This is a genomic window from Arthrobacter sp. AQ5-05 (assembly GCF_003287975.1).
Taxonomy (GTDB): domain Bacteria; phylum Actinomycetota; class Actinomycetes; order Actinomycetales; family Micrococcaceae; genus Paeniglutamicibacter.
The window spans coordinates 1-25,603 of sequence record NZ_QMKQ01000021.1 but is presented as its reverse complement, the minus strand read 5'-3'; the positions used below and the strand labels follow the sequence as shown (position 1 = coordinate 25,603).

The following is a 25,603-nucleotide window of genomic DNA, read 5'->3' as shown; positions in this document are numbered from 1 at the left end:
TGAAGTTTCTTACACGGGCTTGCACATGTGCGCACCCGTTGGCAGTGCTGCCGAAGCCCTGGCTTCCGCGCCACGGCGCCATTTCTCGGCCGCGGCCCTTTCGGGGCGGCGCGGCCGGCCATAAACTTGGTCCATGCCACGGGACGACCCGTCACCTGCCAACACCGGCACCGCCGAAGCGGAATCCACCGGTGCGGCGGCGCCTCCGAAATCGGGGCGCCGCACGTTCATGCATGTGCTGGTCAATACGGCCCTGGCCAATGTCATCACCAGCTTCCTCTGGTTCGCCCTGACCTTCTGGGTGTATCTGGAGACCCGCTCGGTGCTGGCCACCGGGCTCATCGGCGGGACCTACATGCTGCTGGTCGCATTTTTCGGCCTCTTCTTCGGGGTGCTGGTGGACCGCTACCGCAAGCACGCGGTGATGGTGGGCTCCACGCTGTTCACGGTGGCCTGCTTTGCGGTGGCGGGAACCATGTTCCTGCTGGTTCCCGAGTCCGAGATGCTGAGCTTGTCCGGGATCTGGTTCTGGCTCTTTGCCCTAGTGGTGCTCATCGGTGCGGTGGTCGAACAGCTGCGCAACATTGCCCTGTCCACCACCGTGACCCTGCTGGTGCCGGCGGAGCGCCGGGCCAATGCCAACGGCCTGGTGGGCACCGTGCAGGGGCTCGCCTTCATGATCACCAGCGTCTTCAGTGGACTGGCCGTCGGGTTCCTGGGCATGGGCGGGACGATCGTCATTGCGCTGGTGGCCTGCGTGGTGGTGCTGGTGCACCTGATGGTCCTGCGGATCCCGGAACCGAAGATCGTGCGGGCAGCCGAACGCGAGAGCTTTGCCGAGCTGCGTGCCGGGATCTCCGCGGTCCGGGCGACCCAGGGCCTGTTTGCCCTGATCCTGTTCACCACCTTCAACAACCTCACCGGCGGGGTGTTCATGGCGCTCATGGACCCCTATGGCCTGACGATCTTCCCGGTTCAGATCTGGGGCGTGGTGCTCGGGGTGACCGCCACCGGGTTCCTGGTCGGGGGCGGGCTGGTGGCCAAGTTCGGCCTGGGCAAGAACCCGATCCGCACCATGCTCGTCCTGGTGGCGTGCACGGGATTCCTGGGTGCGACTTTCACGATCCGCGAGTGGTGGTGGCTGTATGCGGTGGGCATCTGGATCTACATGATGCTGATTCCGGCGGTGGAGGCAGCGGAGCAGACGGTGATCCAGAAGGTCGTCCCGTACAAGGTCCAAGGCCGGGTGTTCGGCTTTGCCATGACCTTTGAGGCCGCTGCCGCACCGATCACCGCCTTCCTGATCGCGCCGCTGGCCGAGTTCTGGATCATCCCGTACATGAACTCCCAAGCCGGGAAGGAAGGTTGGGGTTGGTTGCTGGGGGATGGGGACGCCCGCGGGATCGCGCTGGTGTTCCTGGTGTCGGGGATCGCCTCGATCGTGCTGGGGTTTGCCGCGCTGGCCACGCGTTCGTACCGGCGGCTGTCGGTAGCCTACGCCACGGCGCCGGAGAGCGCACCGGAGCAGTAGTGGCCACCCTTGGGCACTGATTGCCGAGCGGGTGCCGGGCGTCGTCATTCCTGCCCTGATGCATTCCGGAGTGTCGGTGTTCCGCCTCACCACTGAGGCCCGGAAGGAATAGCCATGCGGTGGGGCCGGTTGCACCAGACAACCACCCCCGACCTTTGGAGTACTGCCCCATGGACCTTTTTTCCCCGCTCACCCTCGGTGACCTCGAACTGCCCAACCGCCTGGTCATGGCGCCGCTGACCCGCTCGCGCTCCCGCACGGACGGCGTGCCGAACGACGATGTCGTCGAGTACTACCGCCAGCGCGCCTCGATGGGGTTGATCGTCTCCGAGGGCGTGTACCCCAGCGCCACCGGCCAGGGCTTCGTCCGCCAGCCCGGGCTTGTCACGCAGGAGCAGATCGCCGGATGGAAGCGCGTCACCGACGCCGTTCACGCCGAGGGCGGGTTGATCGTCGCCCAGGTCATGCACGCAGGCCGGGTCACCCACCCCGATACCACCGGGCAGGGCCACGTCGTGGCCCCGAGTGCCATCGCCGTGGACGGGGTCACCCGGACCTACATGGGAAAGCATGCCTACCCTGTCCCGCACGCTCTGGGGACCGACGAGCTTCCGGGCATCGTCGAGGAGTTCGTGAATGGATCCCGCAATGCGATCGCCGCGGGGTTCGACGGCGTGGAACTGCACGGGGCCAACGGCTATCTGCTGCACGAGTTCCTGGCCCCGAGCGCCAATACCCGCACCGACGCCTATGGCGGGTCCCCGGAAAACCGGGCGCGCATGGTGATTGAGGTCGCCATGGCCGTGGCCGACGCCATCGGTGCAGGCAAAACGGGGCTGCGCATTTCCCCCGAGCACAACGTCCAGGGCGCGGTGGAAACCGATCCGGCGGATGTCGCGGCCACCTATGCCGCTCTCATCGACGGGATCGCCCCCTTGGGCCTGGCCGCGCTGAGCATCCTGCACGCCGATCCAGCCGGCGCCCTCGTCCAGGACCTGCGCGCCCGTTTCGGTGGACCGGTCCTGCTGAACACCGGCTTCCAGACCGTCACCACCTACGACGACGCCGCTGCGGTGGCCGCAAACGGCTGGGGAGACGCCGTGGTGGTCGGCCGCCCGGCGATCGCCAACCCGGATCTGGTGCGTCGCTGGCAGGAAGGCCTTCCGCTGAACGAGCCCGATGCCTCCACCTTCTACACCGAGGGGTCCGCCGGCTACACCGACTACCCGTTCATCCAGAACTAGACAGGACTGCGGCGGGTCTACCTGCCCAGCGATTGCACAAAGGCGAGGCCCGCAGCCGATATTTCGGTGCGGGCTTCGTCGCGGGAAATCGTTGGCTCGCCGTCCCCGGATTGCGTCCCGTAGTCACCAAAGTTTGCATGCACACCGCCGTTTATTTCCGTGTAGGTGGTGTCTTTCGGAAGCAGGGAACGCGAGGCCTTGAGCTTTTCCGGGGTGGTCAAGGCGTCGTTGGATGCCGAGATCGAAAGCACGGGCACCGGCAGGGTGCGCATGTCCGAGGCTGGATATGAGGCAAAGAACAGCACCCCGGCCACGGGTCTTCCCGGATCGTTGGCGAGGGACTGCGCATCGATAGCGGCCACCACCCCGCCGAGTGAATGCCCGCCGAGGACCCACCGGGCGACCGGGCGGTGCTCGGTGCGTGCGGCGTTGAAGGCCCCCGTGGACAGGAAAGCAATGCCAAAGGGCTGTTTCGGGATGACGACGGTGTGGCCGCTCTCGGCCAGCGGCCGCAAGACCGCGGCATAGGCCCGGGCGTCGACCAAGGCTCCGGGCTGGAAAAATACCCCGACGTCGCTGGGCGTGCCGGTGGGTGTCATCAAGATTTGCGTTGGGGACTCCGTGACGGTGAGCGTGCCGTCGGAGACCATTGCCGAGAGGGCCGCGGGTGCGGCGCTGTACGGCACGAGCCAGCAGCCCAGGGACAGGACCCCACAGGAGGCCAACAGGCCGATGGTGCGCAGCACCTTGAATCTGCGGTGCCCGGGCGTGTGCCGGCGCCAGGAACGGATGGCGACCGCCGTGCACACGATGAAGAGCAGCCCGAGCAGGATCGCGTACGCCGGGTGTCCGTGCACGAGCATGTCACCGGTGGAGATTCCCGCCCAGACCACGGCGACCGCCCCGAGGGCCGAGACGAGGCGTACTGCCCAGAAGAGGACCACTTCGCTGCGGTTCATCGCCGCCCTGCTTCGTTGTGTGCGTTCGGTTCCACGGTGGTCATCTTTCGTTCAGGGTTCGGGCTCCATGGTGGACTTCTTTCGGGCTTGCGCGCCCCCGGCCCGGAGCCGGCAGGTTATCTGGCGCACCGCTGGGCGGTGCCATCATTCCCGGGTTGACGGCTCGGTTTTCGGCCGCAACCCGGGTAAGTGTCCGCACGGCCGGTGTGGTCGACCCCGAGGCTTGTCGGAGCCAAAAGAATCCTTCCAGAGATCCTTCCATGGTGGAACTATGTAGGAGTAGTCTGGCACACGTGGAAGCAGACAACGAGCGATACCTTAGGCTGCGCTGGTTTGGATTGGGCGCCATCAGCCTCTCGGTGGCACTGATCATCATGGACAGCACCATCGTGGCGGTGGCGGTCCCGGCGATCATCAACGACTTGGGTCTGAGCACGACCCAGGTGCAATGGATCCAGGAAATCTACACCCTGGTGTTCGCCGCATTGCTGCTGGTCTGGGGCAGGGTGGCGGATCGGGTCGGCCGGCGCCGGATCCTGGCGCTGGGACTGCTGATTTTCTTGGCCAGCTCGGCCCTGTGTGCCTTGGCCCCCTCCGGCGGCTGGTTGATCTCCGCACGCGCGGTGCAGGGGATCGGAGGCTCGATGATCCTTCCGGCCACCCTCTCGTTGCTCAATGCCACCTTCCGCGGCAAAGAACGCACCATCGCCTTCGCAGTGTGGGGCTCGACCATCGGCGGCATGGCCGCCGTGGGCCCGATCGTTGGCGGATGGCTCACATCCTCCTTCTCCTGGAACTGGGCGTTCTTGATCAATGTCCCGCTGGGGTTGATCGCGGCAGGCGGTGTCCTGTACTTCGTGGCCGACTCCAGGGAAAACGCCACCGTGAAACTCGATGATTACCTCGGCGCCCTGCTTTCCGTGGTCGGCTTTGGATCCTTGGCCTTTGGCCTGATCGAGGGGCGCCACTATGGGTGGTGGAGTGCCAACACCGATGCGCCATTCCCTTTGTTTGGACTATCCCCGGTACCGGTGTCCTTGGTGTTGTCGGTGCTGGCGCTGGTCGGATTCATTCTCTTGGAACGTTCGCGGTCGCGGGCGAATCGAAGTGTCTTGCTCGACCTTTCCCTGTTCAACATCTCATCCTTCTCGCGAGGAAACCTCACCGCCTTGACCGTGAGCCTGGGCGAGTTCGGGTTGATCCTTTCCCTCCCGTTGTGGTTTCAAAACGTCTTGGGACTTAGCGCGCTTCAGGCCGGGGTGGCGTTGGTGCCGTTGGCCGCGGGATCCTTTGTGGCCTCCGGTTCGATATCCGCGCTGTCCAAGTCGCTGCCTGCAGTGCGCATGGTGCAGCTGGGTGTTGGACTGGAGATTGTTTCAGTGGCAACCCTGGCCCTGTTGATCCGCCCCGATTCCTCCACCTGGATGACCTCGGCCATCCTCTTTGTCTATGGAATCGGGGTGGGGTTCGCCACCGCCCAGCTGACCCAAGTGGTACTGGCCGATGTCCCGGTGCAGCAGTCGGGACAGGCAGCCTCCACCCAGTCAACGGCGCGGCAAGTGGGTTCCGCCCTGGGAATCGCGATCCTGGGCACCGCGCTGTTCACCACCTTGAAGAATTCCACCGAGTCCCAGGTTTCGGGGTTGGTGGCCCAGTTCCCGCAGCTCCGGGGTGTCGTGGATTCGGTGACCCACAGTTCGGGCGGCACGATCTCGGCATTGGCCGGAAATCCGCAAACCGCAGCCATCGCCGACGCGGCACGGAATGCATTGACCCAGGGAGTGTCCGTGGCTGCATGGATTGCGGCCGGAGTCCTGGCGCTCGGCTTGTTGACCAGCCTCAGGTTGAAGCCCGCACTTCCGCCCCCTGAAGAGCCACAGGCTGCCGACGCGGGCGGGGAAAGGAAGCCGCGGCATGCCAAGGGCGTCTGGCCCATGGAAACCGCCCGGACGGCGCACCGGGCAACGGACGGGAACACCTCGGGCCAGTAGCTTGGCGCGCCGGGCGCAAATCAATGCCCATCAGGCTCGGAGTCCCGCGGGCAAGTGGATCATGGGCCGGCGACAGCCCGCACCCTGCGGGGTGCCGCCGGCGCAGGGTGCGCCAGGCACCGTCTACTTCCCGGCAGTTGCCTTGGCCAGGGCAGCACGCAGTTGGCTGCGTCCAGCGCCCTCCCGCAGGGATCGGCCCAGCGAGTGCATCGCGTCGCGGGTGTCCTGTGGAAGCGATAGCATGGCGCCCAGGGCGCGCCGGAGCTCTTGAACCGTCGCGGTGTTGGGTGCCAGTACGGCACCAAAACCGATGTCCTCCAGGGCCGCGGCGCCGGCGAACTGGTCCGTGGAAAACGGCAGAACGACGGTAGGCACCCCAAAGGTCAGGGACTCGGTGACCGAGTTGTTTCCGCCGTGGGTCACGGCGGCCGCGGCGGAACCCAGCAACGTGACCTGGGGCAGGAATTCACCGACGAGCCAGTTATCCGGGACTTCGCCCAAGGACTCGGCACCGGCGGAACCATACGCCACTGCGGCGCGGATATTGGATTCCTTCAAGGCGGTGACGACCTTGTTCAGCACATCCCCGCGCACCGAGAGAAAGCTGCCGAAGCTGACATAGACAAAAGGTTCATCGCTCTCGGAGATCCACTCCTCGATGTGGGCCTCCGCCGCTTCGGTGCGAACCGATGACCCAATGAAGATGTGCGGGGGAAGATGCCCGGCACGTTCTTCGCCCACGAGTTCACCGGGGTAGTTGAAGACCAGCACGTCGCCATGTTCGGCAAAGGCGTCGGGGGAGGGAAGCAGTTCGGGTGCCAACTGCGCCAGGGCCGAATTCCATTCGGAGGTAAAGGATTCGGACACCCGGGTGCAAAGGTTCCGCAGCTCCTCGATTTCCTGGTCCTCCGGGGAGAATGCCGCCGGCCAGGCCGGCGGCAGGCCGTAGACCTCCGCCGCCGCCGGAAGCGGGAGGGCCGTGGGGTGGCCCAAGACCACATCGATGTGCTCGATCCCGGCGGCAACCATCCCCAAGCGGGCGCTGAAGGCCAAATGGTCCACGATGATCGTCTCCGGTGCAACATCCTCGATGATCCGCTGCACGGCCCTTGCGGTCTTCACCGGTTCCCACATGAGGTCATTCATGCGGGCCTCGGCCTGGAATGCCAGGGTCTGGACCATGCCCAGGCGGGTGGCGGCAAAAAACCCGCGCAGGGCGTCATCCTCGCCCTCGGGCTGTTCCTCCGCCCGGATCACCCCGGGGTTCGAACCCCGACTCAGCTGCAGGTGGACATGCTCGAAGCCGAAGGACTCCACGATTGACGCGGTTGCCCCACCGGAGGCGACCACCACCCGCTCTCCGGCCTCAAGCCAGTTGGCGCCCAACGCGGCCAGCGGGTAAAGGTGGGAAGCATAGTCGGGACTGATGATCAGCAGTGTCATGGGACGAAAACCAGCTCTCGTTGAAGTTCCACGTCTGCGTGGTGCACATCGGAATATACCTTGGCCAGGGCGCGCGCCATGGCTTGGACGGTGAAATCGGCCTCAACAACGGAGCGCGAGTAGGTGGCACGTTCCTGGCTGGTCTCGGCCGCGGCGGAATCCAGCGCCTCCAGGATGGCAGCGCGCAGCCGGGCGGTGTTCCAGGTGGCGGTGAGGAACCCGGTGTGTCCTTGCTCGAGGTAGGTCGCCGGCCCCCCGGAATCCGGGGCCACCACCAGCAGGCCCGAGGCCATGGCCTCGAGCAGGGCAATCCCGAATTCCTCCTTGAGGCTGCCACAGACGTAGACCCCGGCTTCGGCGGCAAGTCCCGGAATACCGGTGCGTGCCGCGGCGACCCAACGGGCCACGGTGTCGTTGGGCCGGTGCCCGGGCAGGATCAGTCCGGCCGGTTCCCGGGACCCGGGATCGACCAGCGCGTCGATCCGTTCGAGCTGTTCGCGTTCGTCGGGCGAGGGATGGTTCAGGTTCCCGCCGACCAGCAGCAGGTTGGCCCGCTGCTGCAGGTCCGAGCCGGCCCAGGCCTCCACGATGGTGGCCATGCCCTTGACCCGGTGGAACCTGCCCACACTGATGAGCAGCGGCTTCCCGCGGCGTTCGGCGGGAAGCCGGGCCAACAGCCCGCGCAGCTGCACCAGCGGTTCACTGGCTTCGCCTCCGGCGGCAAGCTCCTGGGCTTCGGCCACCGCCCGGTCGATGACCTTCAGGTCGATGCCCTCGGGGACCACTGTGTGGCGCTCGGGCTCCAGGGCCATGTCCAGGCCCACCAGTTCCTTCATGTCCCGTGCGAGTTCCGGGCGCGGGAAGAACACGGTGTGTGCCGCCGTGGCGGCCATGCGCTGGACCAGGCGCGCACGGAACCAGAAATGCTCCACCTCGTCGATGCTCCCGAAATTCTCCCGGGTCAATTGCCCGGAAAGATCCATGGAGTTGATCACCGCGTGCGGGTCCGGTGCCACGGTGAACACGACGGGGATCTCGAGTTTGCGGGCGACGTCGAACGCGGCCAGGCTTCCCACGTCGGCCATGCGCAGGTGCAGCGCATCGACCCGTCCCAGGGACGTGAGGATGCGGTGGATGCCGCGGCGTGCCGCCACCCGCAACGGCCACGCCGTTGCGGAGGGCATGGGGTCCTGCAGCAGGGGAACACGGCCGTAGACGTGGCCGGTGGCGGTCTCCCGCAGGGTGTCCAGGCTCCGTGCCGCTTCGACCAGCCCCCCGCGGGAAAGGGTCACCACACGGCTGACCGTGTAACGGCCATCCGCCTCGGGTCCCGGGGTGGCGGAGGCCGGATGGTTCCCGTGGCCGTGGACCAGCGCATCGCCCAGGCGCACCAGCAAGGTGGCGATCCCGCCGGTGTCCCCGCTGCCGGCGTGGCTCAGGTGCGCGTCGATGTCCGCATGCAGGAACAGCTGGGCGATCGTGAGCCCCTGCCCGGGAATACCGGGATCGGGCCGTGGGGCGGGGGTTTCGGCGAGATCCGCCAGGGTGAGCCGGGCAGCCTGGGCCAGCAGGCCGTTTTCCCGCGCGAGCGCTTCGAGGTACATCGTGGTGTCCTCGGAGCACGCATGCTGGCCCAGCGCCACGACCGCGGCCACCCGGACGTCTTCCGCCTCGCCGGTGTTCCGCGCGATGCGCTCAAGCAAGTGGATGGCCGTCTCGTGCTCCACCAGGCCCAGGGTTTCGACCAGCCGATAACGTCCCGCCTCGTCCACGACGCCCAGCAGCGCGCCCTCGAGTCCCACGGTGATCGTTTCGGGCACGGTGGCCGCCCAGTCTTCAAGGGTTCGCTGCGCGAGCATCCCCGCGAATCCCCCCGTGTGCACCAGTCCGATGAGCCGCCCCACGGATTTGCTGCGCGGCGTCCGGGAACCGTGGGCCCAGGCGGCATGCTCGCGGATGAACCCTTGGTCGCTGGAGAGCAATTCGGCCAGGAGCCTGTCGGCTTCCTCGTCGTTGACCTGGGCGAGGGCATGGATGGCGGCGATCGCCGCGACCTGGTCGGGCCCGGAAATGGTGCTGCGCAGCAGTCGCAGGTTGCGCACCCCGCCGTCCCTGCCGGCTTCCACGGCCAGTTCATCGGCCAGCCGCAGCGCATCGACCAACCGGTCGGCCTTCTTCACGGCATCGAGACAGCTTTGGATCCGCATGCATACACCTCGTCCAGGAATGGCCAACTTGGCACGGCTTGTGACCTGCGCTTCCAACCCTACACAATCCCTAGCCTAGCTAGCTATCGTCGTGTGGGCTTCGATTGCCTCCACCAGGCAGACCGGGTCAGCTGCCGCGGCGGTGCAGCCTCGCATCCCGGCCCCGGGGCACCCTGCGGCGAAGCCCGGCACGGCCGGAGCCGGGCGGGGGCCTGGAACTGTTCGCCCGGGGAATGTCCGGGCTCGCGAAATGCCCCTCATTCCTTTACGCAGTGGTCGGCACGATCGTTGGCTGCATTGTCTAGACGTTCGCCGTCCTTGGAGCCCTCACCTTCCCGGTTGGCGGCTCAAGCCCGGTATTCGGCAAGATCGCGCAGTGGATTGGCGTGGCTGTCGCGGTGCTTTCGATAGCCAACGCGGACCTGCCCAGCGGTACCTGGCTTGCACCCATCCACCAGGTGGTGGGTGCCTGGCGGTATCTCGCCGTGAACAACTCGTACAACAAGTGCAACGCACAGGCCGCGGCTGGCTCGGGCGGCACCCATCACCTCGTGGCCTGCAATCACAGGCTCGCGCAGCTGTCCAAGCGCCCCGAGTGCCGCCAGCCGCGGACCCCGGACCTGGACGGAGGTGGCAAACGCCTTGCGCTGCATGACGGCGGACCCGGGGCACGGGACCGAATCCGGCATGCGCCTCAGTTGTGGTTTCCCCGCACACAATGCCCGAAAGCATGCGAGTCAACCATTTGGTTGATCCGGCGGCTGGAAACAGCCGATACCCTCGGATCATGCTCCTGCCTGCGATCGTACTCATCACCGCTGCCCTGATCTTCTACTCGATCGGTGTCTGGGCCGAACACCTCCAGCGCGTGCTCAAATGGTGGCACGCCGGGTTCTTCGCAGTGGGCCTGGTTTGCGATGCCAGCGGAACCTATCTGATGTCCCGGATTGCGGCAACCGGCGGGGTCCAGGCCAGCGAGTTGGGGACCGGGCTCAACACCATCATGGCCGTCACCGGTGCGGCGGCCTTGCTGCTCATGGTGCTCCACCTGGTGTGGGCCGTGATCGTGCTGCTGCGCAACCGTGAAGCCGAGAAATCGAGCTTTCACAAGTTCTCCCTCATCGTGTGGGTCATCTGGCTGGTTCCCTACTTCACCGGAGCCATCGGCGCAAACATGGGATGATGCCGGCGGTGCACGGCCGGTCCCACAGCCAGGAACGGTTCCCGGCGGCTGCGGCACTTGTATCCCCATGCCGTTGTGGAATACGGCCATGCCGTGGAAGTCGACCCGTCGGGTAGCGAAAGACTGTCGCAGGCCCGGGAACAGAAGATTCACGGTCTGCGCCTCGAACGCAAACAGCAGATCATCTCCACACGCCCGGGTACAGCCCGGCCTGCTGCCCTGGTGCAGCAACTCGAAGCCCTGGACCAGAACAACGACGACGCCCAGATGCGCTGGTTCAAGGACTTCACACGAGAGCACCCGCGGCAGGAATCCTGAAGAATCCTGCACAGCACCCAAGACACACGGCCACGGCCAATACGTGATCGGTTGGTAATGGGTATTCCGTCGATGAATGACGTCAAACCCTTGCGTCGTCAATTGTCCAGACAACGTCTGGACAATTGAGTTGGAGCCACAACGTCGCGCTCCTGAACAAGGTGGATGACCATGACCTGCGTCGATGGCACGCATCCCGGGCTCTCCAGCATGGCTGGTATTTCGTGTAGTCCGGTATTAATCGTCTAGGGATTCTTGGACTACATCTGTCAAGCTGAGTGGAGTCACTAGACGCCTAGTCTGGCTGGTTTTGCTTCGGGCAGGTTGACGCCGACCAGGTCGGCCGGGGACGGCGTGGTGGGTCAACGGCAGAACCTCCCGGGGTATTGGGCGTACAAGTGTTGGCCACGCAGTGGAGGACCTACTTCGTGGCGTTGGGGTGGTGCGTGTGGATATCGATCAGGACCACTGTTTGCCCTCGACGTAGAACCAGACCCTGGCCCCGTGGAAAAGCTCGTATTGCCGGCGCCTGTGGGTGGTGCCCTAGTGGCAACAAATTCCAGGTCGCCCTTCATGCCGTAGCAGGTGGAGTCGTTGGCCAGGGGATCAAGGGTCATCCGTTCCCAAGCCTGGACGACAGTGTTCCGCTGAACGGCCAGGACATTGATCCACCCAGTGCGGGCGTTGGCGGTCCCGAAGGTGATCTCGAACTCGCTGCGGCGCAGCGGGCGGGTGACTCTCTCCTTCTTGGGAGTCACTGACCGGCCCGGGGGGCGGTCACGGGGTCCATGGGCAAGGTGATGCGCTCCATAATGCCCGCCTTCGCGCAGCTGGAGCCCGGGCAGCGGGCCGAACGCACGCGGGCCGGCCGGCTGGCAGTTACGCCTGAACGCCCGCGGCCTTGGTGGCCGGTGCGGCCCCGAGCCGCTCCGAGACCTGCCCGGCAGCGCCTGTGACGGCCTCGGCCAGCGCCTCGAAGCTGTTCAGCTTGTACACGCGCGAGCGTGGCGCGCTGACGGTGATGCACCCCACGACGATCCCCCGGTAGTCACGCACCGGGGCGGAGACCCCGTATTCCTCGTCCGTGGTGTACCCGTCATTGACCGCGTAGCCGGTCTCCCGCACTTGCTCCAGATGCGCGGCCACCGGGTGCGGTGCCGTGCTGTCGGCCTCAATCGTCATGGTTCCGTCCCCCAGGAGGCGCTGTACCTCGGCCGGCGGAAGTTCGGCCAGCAGAACGCGCACCGATGAGCTTTCGTACCGGGAATAGCGGGTGCCGATTGCGGCGGTGTGCTTAACCTGGTGGGGACTGGCCACCTGTTCCACCACGATCGCCTCCTTCCCGTTCCACACCGAGATGGCAGCGGTTTCCCGGGTGGCGGATGTCAGGCCCTCAAGATAGGGCAGGGCCGCACGCCGGACGTCCAGGTCGGCCAAGAGCGGCCCGGAGAGCATGATGAGGCCCAGGCCGAGCCGGAATCGCCCCGTTTGCTCGTCCCGCTGGATGTATCCGGTCTCGGCCAGCCCGTTCAGGATCCGGGAGACGGTGCTCTTGTGCAGATTGACCCGGTTTGCGATCTCGGTGACCCCCAGGACGGGGTTCTCGATGGAAAACGCCTCCAATACCGCCAGGCCATTGAGCAGCGACGCGGCAACACCTTGGGTGTTCTCCGAAACCTGTTGCGTCTTTCCCACCACACACCTTCTTCCGCGGAATCCTCCGCCTTGTTGACAGCCATCTCAACCCACGGCCATCGATCGTCCGCACCCGCCAACCCAGGCAGCGGTGCCCCGAAAGGGTTAAGGCAAGAGTTTACCCAACCCCTTGCGCTGTTGCTTTACCAGCAACTATATGTCTTATGAAGCACCTTTCGGGGGGCGGGCAACGGCCCGCCGTTCATCCGGCCCACTCCCGGACAGGCCCAGCACGAGCGCACGTGGCAGCGGCACCCTTGCGGTTCGCGCTTCCAGGGAGCACGGAAGCAACCCGGGCACGCAGGCATCGGATGCTCCGCTGCGTGGTTCGGCTGTTCCAACGCTACGTCCAGAGGATGCTGGAGTGGCCCGGACTCATTAATGTCCGCCCGGCGGCAACTCCCTGGGAAACAGGGAGTTGCCGCCGGGCGGACGGTGTCCGTGGTTCGGAGTTCAGGCGCGTCAGTCGGTGCGGACGGTGCGGGGATCGACGTTGCGGGCAGCGAAGATCAGGATCCCGGAGGCCAGGATGGGGATGACACCCCACCACAACGTGGCATTGATCCAGCCGCTGCCCGCGGCCAGGGAAGCGGTGATCAGCAGGCCGCCGATGATCGCACCGACCTGGCCCGCGGCGTTGATCAGCGAGCTGCCGGTGGCCCGGGTATGGACAGGGAAACTCTCACCGGTGAAGAACATCAGGGCCGAGAAGGGGCCGATGAGGAAGAACAGCCCGGCGCTATAGAGTGCGATGATGAGCGGGAAGTTCCCGTTCGGGGCTTGGAGCATGGTGAAGAAGGACCCGGCGCACAGGATCCAACCGATGCCAATGGCGTTGCGACGTCCAATTCGGTCACCCAGCCAGCCATGGAAAAGGTAACCGGCGAAGGCCGTGGCATTGGAGATGATCAGGACCAGTAGCGCGTTGCTGAACTCGATGCCCTTGCCGTCGGGTGCCGTCAACAGCGAGGTGCCAAGGATCGCGAAGGACAGGACACCGAGCCAGTTCAGGAGGAAGGCGCCACCGATCGTCACGGTGGAGCGCAGCGATTCCCCGCGGAAAACGGAGGCCAGGGGACTGGCCTTCTCAGAGACATCGATGCCGTGCTTCTGTCCGAGCAACTGTGCCACCTCCAGTTGACCGGCCTTGATCATCCGGTCGATTTGGTGACGATGGGAGAACTGTGGGCTTTCCTTGAGCCAGCGTCCGGCGTAGAGGATGAAGACGGCGGGGATGGCGGCGACGATGAAGCAGAGCTGCCAACCGCCGATGGGGAACAGCAGGTACACGGACCCGGCGGCGAGCACGGAGCCGACCGGCCAGCCGGACTGGACCAGCGAATAGACCAGCCCTCGGCGCTTGGCCTTGGCCGGGTCGCTGTTGTGGGCGAACATCTCGTTGAGATAGGCCGCGTTGATGGCCTGTTCGGCGTAGCCGAGACCGGCCAGGGACCGCACCAGGACCAGGAAGACGAGCCCCAGTCCGGCGGCGAGGCCGATGACCCAGCCGACCATGGCGGTCAGCAGCGAGGCCACGGCGGCTCCGGCCACGGCGATCAGGATGCCCTTGCGCCGGCCGATCCGGTCCACGATCGGGCCGATCGCGAAGGCCACGATGGCCGTGCCTGCCGTGACCCAGGTGTTGACTTCGGTCGAGTGGGCCCCTGTCCATCCGAGGTCCTCGGCGAGCTGGGGCAACAGGTTCCCGAAGAGGACGAAGTCGTAGACGGCGAAGGTCCAGGCGAAGAAGCAGATCCAGGTGGCCAACCGGACGTCCTTGGGCCGGACATCCGATTCGACAAATTGAGTTGGTTGCACAGTAGACATGACGATTCCTTGAGGACGGTGGGGAAATGACAGAGGCAGGGCGGGAAAATGACAGAGACAGGGTGGTGGATCAGGAACGAAGGGGCGGATTAGCGACCAGGCAATGACGCTGGCCTCCAATCCGCCCCCTTTTTCCGCTACGGCTTCGGGATCAGTTGATGGGACTGAGCTCGGATGCCACGTTCTTCCGGAGTTCTGCGGTGGCGACCAGGTCGACCGTGAGCTGGTCGTTGACCTCCTTGAGAACCACGCCGTAGTCGCGGGTGGCGGCCTCGGCGGTGGTGAAGCCATCCAGCACGTCCTCGAGTACCTTCATCGGGTCGCGCTTGAGCGGATCGCCGAATCCGCCGCCGCTGGGCACAGTGATCTGGAGGGAATCGCCGGCCGTCAATTGCCAGCCGGTGACCTTGGAAGGCCAGTACGCCTCCCCGTCCCGGCCGGGATTCTTCACCAAGGACGCGTTCAGGCCGTCATGGCCGCCAAAGGCGCCCCAGGGAACATCCGAGTCGTGGCGCTCACCCTCGCAGGTGACCGCGGTGTCGGTCAGGAAGGTGTTCTCCCGCACGATGCCGATGCCACCGCGGAACTCACCGGCGGCTGCCGGATCGTCGCGCAGCTCGTAGCGGTCGGTGCGCATCGGGAAGCGCCACTCGAGTTCCTCGATCGGGTTGTTGCGGGTGTTGGCGATGAGGTTGTCGACCGAGTCGGGCCCGTCCGAGTGCTGGCGCCCGCCGTAGGAGCCTTCGTTGACCTCGAGGTAGACCCAGTACTCGCCCTGCTTCTGGTCCCAGCCGGAGTAGGACATGAAGTGGATGTGCGCCGAGTTCCCGGCGGTGACCCGTTCGGGCATCACCGGAGCCAGTGCCCGCAGGGCCAGGTCCACGGCCCGCTGGACCTGGGAGAACCGGCTGAAGGTGGCCGCCGGGTAGGTCGGGTTGAAGATGGTGCCTTCCGGGGCGATCACCTTCAGCGGCTTGAGCATGCCCTCGTTCTGCGGGACGAACACCGGGAAGGCGACCTCGTCCAGGAACATCATGCGGGTGATGAACGTGAACGCCGAGACCGTGGTGCCCTCGAACGCGCAGTTGTAGGCGGTGGGCACCTGTTCGGAGGAACCGGTCAGGTCGTAGGTGATCTCGTCGCCCTCGACGATGACCTTGACCACGATGGGCAGTTTCTTGCCGTAGTTGCGCCCGTCGTCGTCGAGGTAGCCGACCTCCGTCTCGTACACTCCGTCCGGGACCTTGGCGATCTCCTGGCGCAGCATCCTCTCCGAGTAGTCGATCCAGAACTGGCCGGCGTCGCGGACCGAGTCCAGGCCATAGCGTTCCACCAGCGCAAGGTAGCGGGACTTGGCGAGGTCGCAGGCGGCGATCATCGCCTGGAAGTCGCCCTCGTTGGAGGTGGGTGTCCGGGTGTTGTTGAGGATGTGCTGGATCAAGGACGCCTGGCGGACACCCTTCTCATAGACCTTCACCGCCCGGAAGATGGTGCCCTCGGACTGGATGTCCTGGATGTCCACCATCAGCCCGGAGAACGCACCGCCGTTGTCGATGAGCTGCCCGGAGGCGCCGGCGAAACCGACGAGTTGCCCGTCGTGGAAGATCGGTTCGATGATCGCCACGTCCGGGGAGTGCGTGGCGCCCAGGTACGGATCGTTGTGCAGGATGACATCCCCCTCGTGGATGTCATCGCCCAGGACCGAGATGACGCCCTTGACGATCTTGGGCATCGAACCCATGAACATCGGGGTGGAGTCGGATTCGGCCAGCACGTTGCCGTCCTTGTCGAACAGCCCGGCACCCAGGTCCTCGGACTCGCGGATGATCGAGGAGTAGGCCATGCGGAAGAGCACCGAGGCCATCTCCTTGGCCGCGGAGTTCAGTGCGCCGCCGATCACGCGCATCAGGATCGGGGTTGCCAGCTGCTCGACGCTCTGGGTGGCCGCCGGGCAGGCGATGACCAGGTTGCCGGCCTCGTCGACCGTCCCGGTGAAGCCCGGGGGAATGACCGTGGTGGAGTCGTACTGCTCGATGACTGCCGGGCCGGCAAAGGTGGTTCCCACGCCCATCTTGTCCCGGTCATAGAAGCCGGTGTCCAGGGTGACCGGCTTGCCGTCCTGCTGGAAGGTCACCGGACGGGTCTCCACCAGGGCCTGTTCCAGGGAGCCGGACTTCGTCGCCTCCGGCGTGGGCAGCTCGTCCATCACGGCCCGGGCCTCCACGCGGATGTTGATGACCTCCACGGTGCCGTCCTTGAAGCGGTGGCCGTACTCCTCGAAGTGGGCGTCGTGGAAGGCGGCCTCGGCCTGGTCCAGCCAGGCGGTGGTCACCGGACCTTCGGGGACATCGAAGCGAATCTCGTAGCCCTGGCCCTCATAGCGGGCGTCGGCCAGCCAGTCGATCCTGCGCCGTTCGGCGGGGACTTCCTCGGCGTCCAGCTGCGCATTGGCGTCGCGTTCAAGTTGTTCGAAGGATGCCTGGATGGCCGCCGGATCGGCGTCGGCGAACCTGAACCGGTTGGTGGCAACGAACTCGTACTGCTCGTCGGTGGCCAGCAGCCCGATGCCGGCGATGATGCCCGGGTGGGCCGGGACCAACACATGCGGGATCTCCAGTTCGGCGGCGATCTCGCAGGCGAACAGAGCGCCGGCGCCGCCGGCCGCGACCAGGGTGAAGTCGCGCGGGTCGTAGCCACGGCGCACCGAGTTCTGCTCGATGGCCTGGGTCATGCCGAATTTCTGGATCTGCAGCGCGCCCAGGGCGGCCTCCTCGACGGACATGCCGAGCTTGTCGGCCAGTTTCTCCATGGCCGTGCGGGCGCCGTCGAGGTCCATGTCCAGGCCCGAGCCGGCCAGCATGCGGTCCGGACGCATCCGGCCCAGCAGCACCTGGGCGTCGGTCGACGTTGGCTCCGTGCCCCCGCGTCCGTAGCAGACCGGTCCCGGGACGGCGCCGGCCGACTGCGGGCCGACGCGGAAGACGCCGCCGGCATCGACATAGGCGATGGAACCGCCGCCGGCGCCAATGGTGTCGATGTCCACCATGGGAACCATGGCCTGGTGGTCCCCGATCTTGGTGTCCAGCAGGTGGCGCATGCGCAGCTCGCCCTGGTAGGCGACGCCGATGTCCGCCGAGGTGCCCCCGATGTCCAGGGTGACGACGTTCTCGAAGCCGGACTGCTTGGCGGCCCACATGCCGCCGATCAGGCCCCCCACCGGACCGGACATCATCAGGGTGACCGGTCGCTTGGCGGCCTCGCGGATGGGCACCATGCCGCCGGAGGACTGCATCAGCAGGATCTCGCGCCGGTAGCCCAAGCCTTCGGCCTGTTCCTGCAGACGGTGCAGGTAACGCGAGACCCGCGGCCCGACATAGGCATTCAGGGCAGTGGTGGAGAACCGCTCGTACTCCCGGTACAGGGGGACGATCTCGCTGGACAGGGACAGGTAGGCCTCGGGGAACTCCTCGTTGACGATCTGCCCGATGCGCCGCTCGTGGGCGGGATTCAGGTAGGAGTGCAGCAGGCACACGGCGATGGCCTGGACACCTGCGGCCTTGAGTTCGCGCACCCGGGTGCGGACCTCGTCCTCGTCCAGGGGAACCAGGACCTCGCCGTGGGGGGCGGTGATGCGTTCCTTCACGGTGAGCCGGTGGCGGCGCTTGATCAGCGGCTTGGTCTGCCACGGCAAATCCTGCTGGAGGGAGAAATTGTGCGGCTTCTTGTGGCGGGCAATGTGCAGGATGTCCCGGAATCCCTCGGTGGTGATCATCCCGACCTCCGCCCCGGTATGCGTCAGCGCGGTGTTCGTGGCCACCGTGGTCCCGTGCACCAGCTGGTCGATCTCCGACAGGGGCACACCGGCCTTCTCACAGAGCATCTTGATGCCATTGACCACGGCCTCGGACGGGTCGTGTGGGGTGGAGGGAACCTTCTCGACGACGGCGATGCGGCGTTCATCGTCTGAATAGTAAAGGTCGGTGAATGTGCCGCCGACGTCGACTCCGATGCGCTTCATGATGGGTCCTTTCGAAAGGGGGATACCCAGGTCTGTTGAGGAAAGAGGAAGGGCCTGGGGGAGGGGCAGGGGATGCAGGGAACGGGGCCCGGGTCGGGCCCCGGAGGGGAAGGCGGGCCCACAGTGCTGGGACCTTCTCCGACAATTCGTGTGATTCGAATCACGCAACGTTGCTTAGGTAGCAATCTAATGCCCCTCTGAGCAACACGCAATGCCTAAGCGGGATCCATTCGATATTTTTTTGGGTGCGCAGTGGCCTGCCGCAGTCGCCGACCCCATCGCCTCCTGGTCCATGCGGTGGTCAAGCCCGGAGGGCCCGCGGCCTCCACGCTGGACGCCGCATGGAGGGGCTGCCGTTCCCGATCGGTGGATGGGCGTCCCCTTCAGCCTCGTGACGTTCCCCGCCGCCTTCATCCCGGTCTGGGCAGGAAAGTTGAAGGAAGATCGAGGGCGGGACCGGGGCGGGTGAGCTTCAGGCCGGTGGCCGCTGCAATGCGATCACCATCCGCCACCTCCCCTGGCACCCATCCATCGACTAAGCCTCTGGGCGGATCGACGCCCCGATCGCCGGTGCGAGGTCGCGGCCATGTGCGCCTCCGTCACGGAGGGGGCCTCGGCATTCACCCGGGGCTCGGCTCCAATCCTGCTGCCCGGCCTGCTGGGTCTGGGGGCAGGAGTCGGCTCCTTGCCGGGCTTCCGGAGTGGCGCACCCGCGGATGTTCGCGCCCTGCCGGGCAGCCGGCCCGATGGAGATCCGGATTCGGCAAAGCTCTGGCGCTGGGCCTAGCCATGCGCTATGGTACTTACCAGAGCAACATCGTTGCTTCGATAGCAACACCCCAGTGAATGAGAGTGGAGAGAAAAATGACTGAAGCGACAGGGAAGTTCAACGACATCGAAGCCCGTCTGGCAGCAGTGCTGGAAGAAGCGTTCGAAGCCGGAAACAGCATCTACAACGAGCGCGGATTCAAGCGCCGGATCGGCTACGGCAACCGCCCCGCCGTCATCCACATCGACCTCGCAAACGCCTGGACCCGTCCGGGCCACCCGTTCAGCTGCCCGGGCATGGACACGATCATCCCGAACGTGCAGCGGATCAACGAGGCCGCGCGCGCCAAGGGCGTCCCGGTCTTCTACACCACCAACGTGTACCGCAACCGCGATGCGACCTCCGGCACGAACGACATGGGCCTGTGGTACTCGAAGATTCCCACGGAAACCCTTCCGGCGGATTCCTACTGGGCGCAGATTGATGACCGCATCGCGCCGGCAGAGGGCGAGGTCGTGCTCGAGAAGAACCGTGCCTCGGCATTCCCGGGGACGAACCTCGAGCTCTTCCTGACCTCCAACCGCATCGACACCCTGATTGTGACCGGTGCGACCGCGGCCGGGTGCGTGCGCCACACCGTCGAGGACGCGATCGCCAAGGGCTTCCGCCCGATCATCCCCCGCGAGACCATCGGGGACCGCGTGCCGGGCGTCGTGCAGTGGAACCTCTACGACATCGACAACAAGTTCGGTGACGTGGAGTCCACGGACTCGGTGGTGGATTACCTCAACCGCCTCCCGCTGTTCAAGGACACCGTCCCGAAGACCCTCTCGGATCCCCAGCCCGAGGTGGAAGCTCCGGCAGACCCGGTCTTCGCCGAACAGCACTAACCTCGTCCCACTGGCCAGCGGCCCCAGGCCATGGCAACAACAGTCCGGCACCCCTCCAGAGGGTGCCGGACTGTTGTCGTATCTGGGAAAACAGGGAAGTCCCGGGCATCCGAAGCAGGCGCCCCGCACGCCACGCCGTACTTCGTCTTGACCTGCTCGGTGTCCGGCAGGGTCAGGATGGTGCCGTCGATCGCGTAGATGCGCAGGGACCCGAACCAGCACCCCTGGCAGATGGCGGTCGAGGCCGGGCCGCGGAGCAGCTCGAAGGGCCAGTGCGGGGGGGCTGGACCCCGATCCGACGCCGGGCCTGGGTGAGTGCCGATCCGGTGACCGTGGCCAAGACAAGCGCGAAGTGAAGTACAGACCACCCGGGGGTAGGGTTCGGGCGCGGCGTTCACGCTTCCCCATGGCGTCCAGCGTCCGGCCCACCAGGTCGGCGGGCAGTTGCCCGGTCGGCTCGCCCAGGTGCGCCGGGTCCCAAGCTCCGACCGTGCGGCTGTGGGGGCAGGGGGGTACGGCGGGGATCCGGGGGTGCCCGCCGGATTGGCCAAGGTCGGCGGGAAGATGGAAAGTTGGCACGTAGAAACTCCTGTGAGGCACATGGGCTTGAACATTCACATGCGTAACAGGGGTCCCGGCGCTCTAAAAGGGGTTCCGGGGTTCGTCTCACAATTTAAGACAAGGCGTGCCGCCCGGTCATGGTTGGCGTCCTGGGCGGCACGTATTCCGGACTGCAGACGTGGGTTGACGTCGGGCGGGACCGCTTAATTGAACGGCAGGGGAGCTAGCGGCAGTTTTCGGCGTCAAACGGGTCGTCTTCATCGAACAAGTCATCCAGACCGATTTTCTTGTTCTCAATGAATATGATGTTGGTTCCTGCGGCGACGACAACGTCGATTGGCTCCTCCAGTAGTGACGTCACGGAGGAAGAAGAGAGGTTGGCTCCCCGACCAAAAAGTGTTTGGAGAGGACGTGGTCTGAGGCCTCGGTCGGACAGCATCCGCGGATCGAAAGTAAGGAAGTGCTCCAGATCCTTAGTGACCAGGTCTTGATACGTCGCGTGCGTGGACCGCGACGTTACTATCCTGTGTCGTGACCAGGGCGGTCGAGGCGTCGCTAGCCACAGCTCCCCGAATGCCGTGACTGCATGATGCGATGGTTCCACCCAAGCCTTGAAGCTGGATGTGCGCCACTGCGCATTTTCTTTCGAGCGGACCCGTCCGAAGGAGCGGACCATCTCTGCAGAGATGGTCCGCTTGCCCAAGATATTGCACATCAGATCACGTCAATGAGAACAAGAGGCCTGCGCTACGTCCTGCTGGCTGACTGAAGATCCAGTCTGGATCCGATACCTGCGGCGGCGGGAGACTTCAGCGTCGGTGCAGTCAATAACCGTGAAATTTCCGCTGATGCGAGACGTTTGAACCCCGCCGGGTTCGAGCAGCGGGCAGGTCATCAAACCTTGGGCGCCATTTGCGGGGTCATCGCGCGCGCGGGCTCGGCGGCCACGGGGTCGTCGTGGTAGCGGCGAAGAGGTCGTCCGGCGGTCTCGGGTATGAGGAAGGTGGCGACGAGGAATGATACGACGGCGATTGCTGCGACGTAGATGGCGGGGGAGAGCGAGTATCCCGTTCCGGCGACAAGCCACGTTGCCAGGAAGGGTGCGGTGCCACCGAACACGGCGTAGGTGATGTTGTAGCAGGTGCCCGATGCTGCGAAGCGCACGTCGGTTGAGAACATTTCCGACATCAGGACCGAGGTCACCACATTAGCGGTTACTGCGCCGATTCCTATGAGCAGTTGGCTGGCAACGGCGGTTGCAAACGTTCCTTGTTCGGCGATCATGTACGCCGGAATGGTGAGGATGGCCAGGAGGCCGGCGGCGGCCTGCATGGTGGGGCGGCGCCCTATGCGATCCGAGACGCGGCCCATGACCGGGGCGAACGCCGTCGCCATGGTCAGCGAGATAAGACTGGAGAACAGCGCGAGGTGCTGCGGCAGCCCGACCACCTTGATCAGGAAGGTCGACATATATGTGGAGTAGATGTAGAAGGAGAGCGCCGTGAGCATCACAAACCCGCCTAGGCGCAGCATCGCGCGCCACTGGGTGCGGAAGACGGTCTCCAGTGACGGGGCGGGACGTGAGGCGGAATCGTCGATCATCGCTTGGAACTCGGGAGACTCGTGGAGTTTGGCGCGAATGTAGAAGGCAACCAGGCCCATCGGCACCGACAACAGGAAGAGGATGCGCCAGCCCCAATCGCCCATGGCCGCAGCCGGCAGGATAAAGCTGAGCAGCGCGCCGAGCCCGGCCGCGAGAGCGAATGAGGAAAAGGTGGCCGCCGACATGGCGGACGAGTAGCGGGCCCTGTGTCTGTCGGGGCTGTGTTCGACGACGTAGATCGTGGCGCCTGCGTATTCGCCGCCGGCGGAAAACCCCTGCAAACACCGGGCAACCACCAGTAGGACGGCGGCCCACATGCCGATCGTTTCGTGGCTTGGGATGAGACCGATTGCGGCCGTGGATCCGGACATGAGCAGCACAGTCAGTACCAGGATCTTTTTGCGTCCAAGGCGATCTCCCAGGCGTCCGAAGAAGATTCCACCCAATGGCCGCAGGCAGAATGCCACAGCGAATACGGCGAACGTCTCCAGCAGGCCTGTGACCGGATCCGTGGACGAGAAGAAGGTGGCAGCAATATGAGTTGCCATGTAGCCGTAGATGGCAAAGTCGAACCACTCCACTACGGTCCCCGCAAAAGAGGCGCGAACCACCTTTCGTAGGCGCTCCGGGCTCACCTTCTCCAGTGAACTGTCTGCAAGGTTGCGTTCCATGTTGTCTCCGTTCAGGGGGGATGGCGCCGAAGACCGCGTGGTGGTTCACTTCCAGCCCAGAATACTGCGGGCCGAGTATTTCGTATGTGATCCAGGCCACTGTTGGTCAGGCAACAACTTATCTGCTCTAACAGCAACAGGTCAAGGCTTTTGTCCTGATTCATCCAGCCGCGCGAGGAGGCTCAATACGAGCGGGCGGACCCGATCCTTGACGGGTTGTCGATACTCGCACCCACCAATCCGCACGCCCTGCCGAGCGATTGCTCCGATGGAGATGCGGATTCGGCAAAGCTCTGGCGCTGGGTCGAACCATGCGCTATGGTACTTACCAGAGCAACATTGTTGCTTCGATAGCAACACCCCAGTGAATGAGAGTGGAGAGAAAAATGACTGAAGCGACAGGGAAGTTCAACGACATCGAAGCCCGTCTGGCAGCAGTGCTGGAAGAAGCGTTCGAAGCCGGAAACAGCATCTACAACGAGCGCGGATTCAAGCGCCGGATCGGCTACGGCAACCGCCCCGCCGTCATCCACATCGACCTCGCAAACGCCTGGACCCGTCCGGGCCACCCGTTCAGCTGCCCGGGCATGGACACGATCATCCCGAACGTGCAGCGGATCAACGAGGCCGCGCGCGCCAAGGGCGTCCCGGTCTTCTACACCACCAACGTGTACCGCAACCGCGATGCGACCTCCGGCACGAACGACATGGGCCTGTGGTACTCGAAGATTCCCACGGAAACCCTTCCGGCGGATTCCTACTGGGCGCAGATTGATGACCGCATCGCGCCGGCAGAGGGCGAGGTCGTGCTCGAGAAGAACCGTGCCTCGGCATTCCCGGGGACGAACCTCGAGCTCTTCCTGACCTCCAACCGCATCGACACCCTGATTGTGACCGGTGCGACCGCGGCCGGGTGCGTGCGCCACACCGTCGAGGACGCGATCGCCAAGGGCTTCCGCCCGATCATCCCCCGCGAGACCATCGGGGACCGCGTGCCGGGCGTCGTGCAGTGGAACCTCTACGACATCGACAACAAGTTCGGTGACGTGGAGTCCACGGACTCGGTGGTGGATTACCTCAACCGCCTCCCGCTGTTCAAGGACACCGTCCCGAAGACCCTCTCGGATCCCCAGCCCGAGGTGGAAGCTCCGGCAGACCCGGTCTTCGCCGAACAGCACTAACCTCGTCCCACTAGATGAGTTAGTCCTAATCGGTGGTTAGGACGAAACAGGGCCCGGGAACTTGTTCCCGGGCCCTGTTGATCGCTGGCGAAGAGTGCTAAGTCTCGTATGTGAACCCAAAACTCAACACCCTCCTGACCACACTCTACGTCCTGCCGACCGATCGTGTCCTGCCGGATTTGGGATACGACCGGTCGAGCAAACCCGGCCGCAAGGCCATCTTGAGCGATGCCGAGCTGCTGTGCCTGGTCGTGGCCCAGCACCTGCTGCACGGGCACTCCTCCGAATCCCGGTGGGTCCGCTATGCGCGCACCCACCTGAGCGGTCTATTCCCCGGGATCCCGCAGCAATCCGGCTACAACAAGCGGGTGCGGGCTGCAGGACCGCTGATCTCCGCGGTGATCACCGCCCTGGCACGGGACACCGAATCCTGGCACGAGATCCTCCGCCTGCTCGATTCGACCCCGGTCCCGTGCGGCACCAGCCGCGAAACCGTCAAGCGCTCCGAGCTGGCCGGGCACGCCGGCTACGGATACTGCGCCTCGCACTCACGCTACTTCTGGGGCTTCCGCCTGTACCTGATCAGCACCCCGGAAGGCATGCCGGTCATCTGGGGACTGGCCAACCCCAAGCTCGGGGAACGCGAGGTCACCGAGGCGTTGTTGCGCCACGACCACCACCTGGTCCGCGACGGGCAGGTCATCCTCGCCGACAAGGGCTTCGCCGGCAAGGAATTCGAACGGTTCATCGCCGAGGACCTCGGCGCCAACCTGGTGCGGCCGGACCGCAAGGACGAAAAGCCCCGGTTCGGGAAGTTCGGGGGCATCCGCCAGTGGATCGAGTCCGTCTTTGACAGCCTCAAGGGCCAGCTCGGCCTCGAGCACCACGGGGCACGGACCCTCGACGGGCTATACGCCCGCGTCGCCTCAAAACTGTTGGCCCTCTCGGCCGGAATCTGGCACAACTGGAAAACCAACGAGCCACGCAAACGCTCCCTGACCGCCTACGACCACTGAAATGAATAGAACTCAATCATCTAGGGGAGACGGATGGAAAGCAATCGCTCGCTACCTTCAAGGGAGCCCAGCAATTGTGAGAGTGCAGCCTCGTAGTCCAAGCCTGCAGCAATTACTTTCCGGTAGCCGGACTCGGGCCGCTCGCGGGCATCGATCATGCCCCCGGGTTTCACCCCACAGGCGTGGAAGGGGTCGCCGCAGAAAACGGAAAAAATCGTACGCTAAGGCTTTGCTGAGTCGCGTACCCAACGGCATGCAGCTTGTTGTTGGACGATGCGGCAACAGGCGTTCTTAGCCTTGATCCACCGATGAGATTTGGGAGCTGCTCGGCGTTTTAACCACGAAATGCCCGTCGTATCAGGGAAAATTGGTAACTAGTCAGGGGGTCGGTACGGCGTGTTGTCGCGGTTTTACGGGGTGCCGGGTGGATCCTGAAGGTGTTCGCAGGCAGTTAGGCACCACCTGAAGGTTGGCGGGTTCTCATGTCCGAGGCATC

17 protein-coding genes are annotated in these 25,603 nt (G+C 65.1%); 9 read left to right on the top strand and 8 right to left on the bottom strand.

Going from position 1 to position 25,603, the window contains the following annotated elements; genetic code table 11:
* The first annotated feature begins 133 nt into the window (after positions 1-133).
* Both DQ353_RS15880 and DQ353_RS15875 read left to right on the top strand, forming a co-directional pair.
* The gene (locus DQ353_RS15880) at positions 134-1,531 is read left to right on the top strand and encodes an MFS transporter (protein WP_113763948.1); all 1,398 of its coding nucleotides are present in this window, start codon (positions 134-136) and stop codon (positions 1,529-1,531) included.
* 170 nt (positions 1,532-1,701) lie between these two features.
* Positions 1,702-2,775, top strand: coding sequence for an alkene reductase (locus DQ353_RS15875; protein WP_113763946.1), 1,074 nt, complete (start codon positions 1,702-1,704; stop codon positions 2,773-2,775).
* A 17-nt stretch (positions 2,776-2,792) separates the two neighbouring features.
* On the opposite strand, the gene DQ353_RS15870 is transcribed toward DQ353_RS15875, so the two are convergent.
* A complete protein-coding gene (locus DQ353_RS15870) occupies positions 2,793-3,734 on the bottom strand; it encodes an alpha/beta hydrolase (RefSeq protein WP_113763944.1) in 942 nt (313 codons plus the stop codon).
* A 293-nt stretch (positions 3,735-4,027) separates the two neighbouring features.
* Here DQ353_RS15870 and DQ353_RS15865 point away from each other — a divergent pair, with 293 nt between their 5' ends.
* The gene (locus DQ353_RS15865) at positions 4,028-5,725 is read left to right on the top strand and encodes a DHA2 family efflux MFS transporter permease subunit (protein WP_353616700.1); all 1,698 of its coding nucleotides are present in this window, start codon (positions 4,028-4,030) and stop codon (positions 5,723-5,725) included.
* Between the two features lie 123 nt (positions 5,726-5,848).
* Here DQ353_RS15865 and DQ353_RS15860 read toward each other — a convergent pair whose 3' ends face one another.
* Both DQ353_RS15860 and DQ353_RS15855 read right to left on the bottom strand, forming a co-directional pair.
* A complete protein-coding gene (locus DQ353_RS15860) occupies positions 5,849-7,168 on the bottom strand; it encodes a glycosyltransferase (RefSeq protein ID WP_113763942.1) in 1,320 nt (439 codons plus the stop codon).
* On the bottom strand, positions 7,165-9,375 hold the full coding sequence (locus DQ353_RS15855; protein ID WP_113763940.1) for a glycosyltransferase: 2,211 nt from the start codon (positions 9,373-9,375) through the stop codon (positions 7,165-7,167). The genes DQ353_RS15860 and DQ353_RS15855 overlap by 4 nt, the downstream gene beginning before the upstream one ends.
* 787 nt (positions 9,376-10,162) lie before the next feature.
* Here DQ353_RS15855 and DQ353_RS15850 point away from each other — a divergent pair.
* The 3 genes from DQ353_RS15850 (at position 10,163) to DQ353_RS15840 (ending at position 11,106) form a co-directional block, all read left to right on the top strand.
* On the top strand, positions 10,163-10,558 hold the full coding sequence (locus DQ353_RS15850) for an HsmA family protein (RefSeq protein ID WP_181578439.1): 396 nt from the start codon (positions 10,163-10,165) through the stop codon (positions 10,556-10,558).
* A 75-nt stretch (positions 10,559-10,633) separates the two neighbouring features.
* Positions 10,634-10,876 carry a hypothetical protein gene (locus tag DQ353_RS15845; protein ID WP_286166851.1) on the top strand — a complete coding sequence of 81 codons (243 nt, stop codon included), beginning with the start codon at positions 10,634-10,636 and terminating at the stop codon, positions 10,874-10,876.
* 101 nt (positions 10,877-10,977) lie between these two features.
* Positions 10,978-11,106 carry a DUF1016 N-terminal domain-containing protein gene (locus tag DQ353_RS15840; RefSeq protein ID WP_286166857.1) on the top strand — a complete coding sequence of 43 codons (129 nt, stop codon included), beginning with the start codon at positions 10,978-10,980 and terminating at the stop codon, positions 11,104-11,106.
* Positions 11,107-11,755: 649 nt separating this feature from the next.
* Here DQ353_RS15840 and DQ353_RS15830 read toward each other — a convergent pair.
* The 3 genes from DQ353_RS15830 to DQ353_RS15820 form a co-directional block, all read right to left on the bottom strand.
* Complete coding sequence (locus tag DQ353_RS15830; RefSeq protein WP_113763936.1) at positions 11,756-12,571, bottom strand: IclR family transcriptional regulator; 816 nt, start codon at positions 12,569-12,571, stop codon at positions 11,756-11,758.
* 462 nt (positions 12,572-13,033) lie between these two features.
* On the bottom strand, positions 13,034-14,398 hold the full coding sequence (locus DQ353_RS15825; protein WP_113763934.1) for an MFS transporter: 1,365 nt from the start codon (positions 14,396-14,398) through the stop codon (positions 13,034-13,036).
* A 151-nt stretch (positions 14,399-14,549) separates the two neighbouring features.
* Positions 14,550-18,416 (bottom strand): hydantoinase B/oxoprolinase family protein, encoded by a 3,867-nt coding sequence (locus DQ353_RS15820; RefSeq protein ID WP_113763932.1) that lies wholly within the window; start codon positions 18,414-18,416, stop codon positions 14,550-14,552.
* Between the two features lie 864 nt (positions 18,417-19,280).
* Here DQ353_RS15820 and DQ353_RS15815 point away from each other — a divergent pair.
* Complete coding sequence (locus tag DQ353_RS15815; RefSeq protein ID WP_113763926.1) at positions 19,281-20,075, top strand: N-carbamoylsarcosine amidohydrolase; 795 nt, start codon at positions 19,281-19,283, stop codon at positions 20,073-20,075.
* Positions 20,076-20,859: 784 nt separating this feature from the next.
* Here the strand turns inward: DQ353_RS15815 and DQ353_RS21770 are convergent.
* Positions 20,860-20,997: a hypothetical protein gene (locus DQ353_RS21770; protein WP_181578438.1), complete on the bottom strand. Its 138-nt coding sequence runs from the start codon at positions 20,995-20,997 to the stop codon at positions 20,860-20,862.
* A gap of 533 nt (positions 20,998-21,530) precedes the next feature.
* Positions 21,531-22,910, bottom strand: a complete 1,380-nt coding sequence (locus DQ353_RS15805) for an MFS transporter (RefSeq protein WP_113763928.1) — start codon at positions 22,908-22,910, stop codon at positions 21,531-21,533.
* 386 nt (positions 22,911-23,296) lie between these two features.
* Between DQ353_RS15805 and DQ353_RS15800 the strand changes: the two genes are divergently transcribed.
* On the top strand, positions 23,297-24,091 hold the full coding sequence (locus DQ353_RS15800; RefSeq protein WP_113763926.1) for an N-carbamoylsarcosine amidohydrolase: 795 nt from the start codon (positions 23,297-23,299) through the stop codon (positions 24,089-24,091).
* 110 nt (positions 24,092-24,201) lie between these two features.
* Positions 24,202-25,107, top strand: coding sequence for an IS982 family transposase (locus DQ353_RS15795; protein ID WP_113763924.1), 906 nt, complete (start codon positions 24,202-24,204; stop codon positions 25,105-25,107).
* The last annotated feature ends 496 nt before the right edge of the window (positions 25,108-25,603 follow it).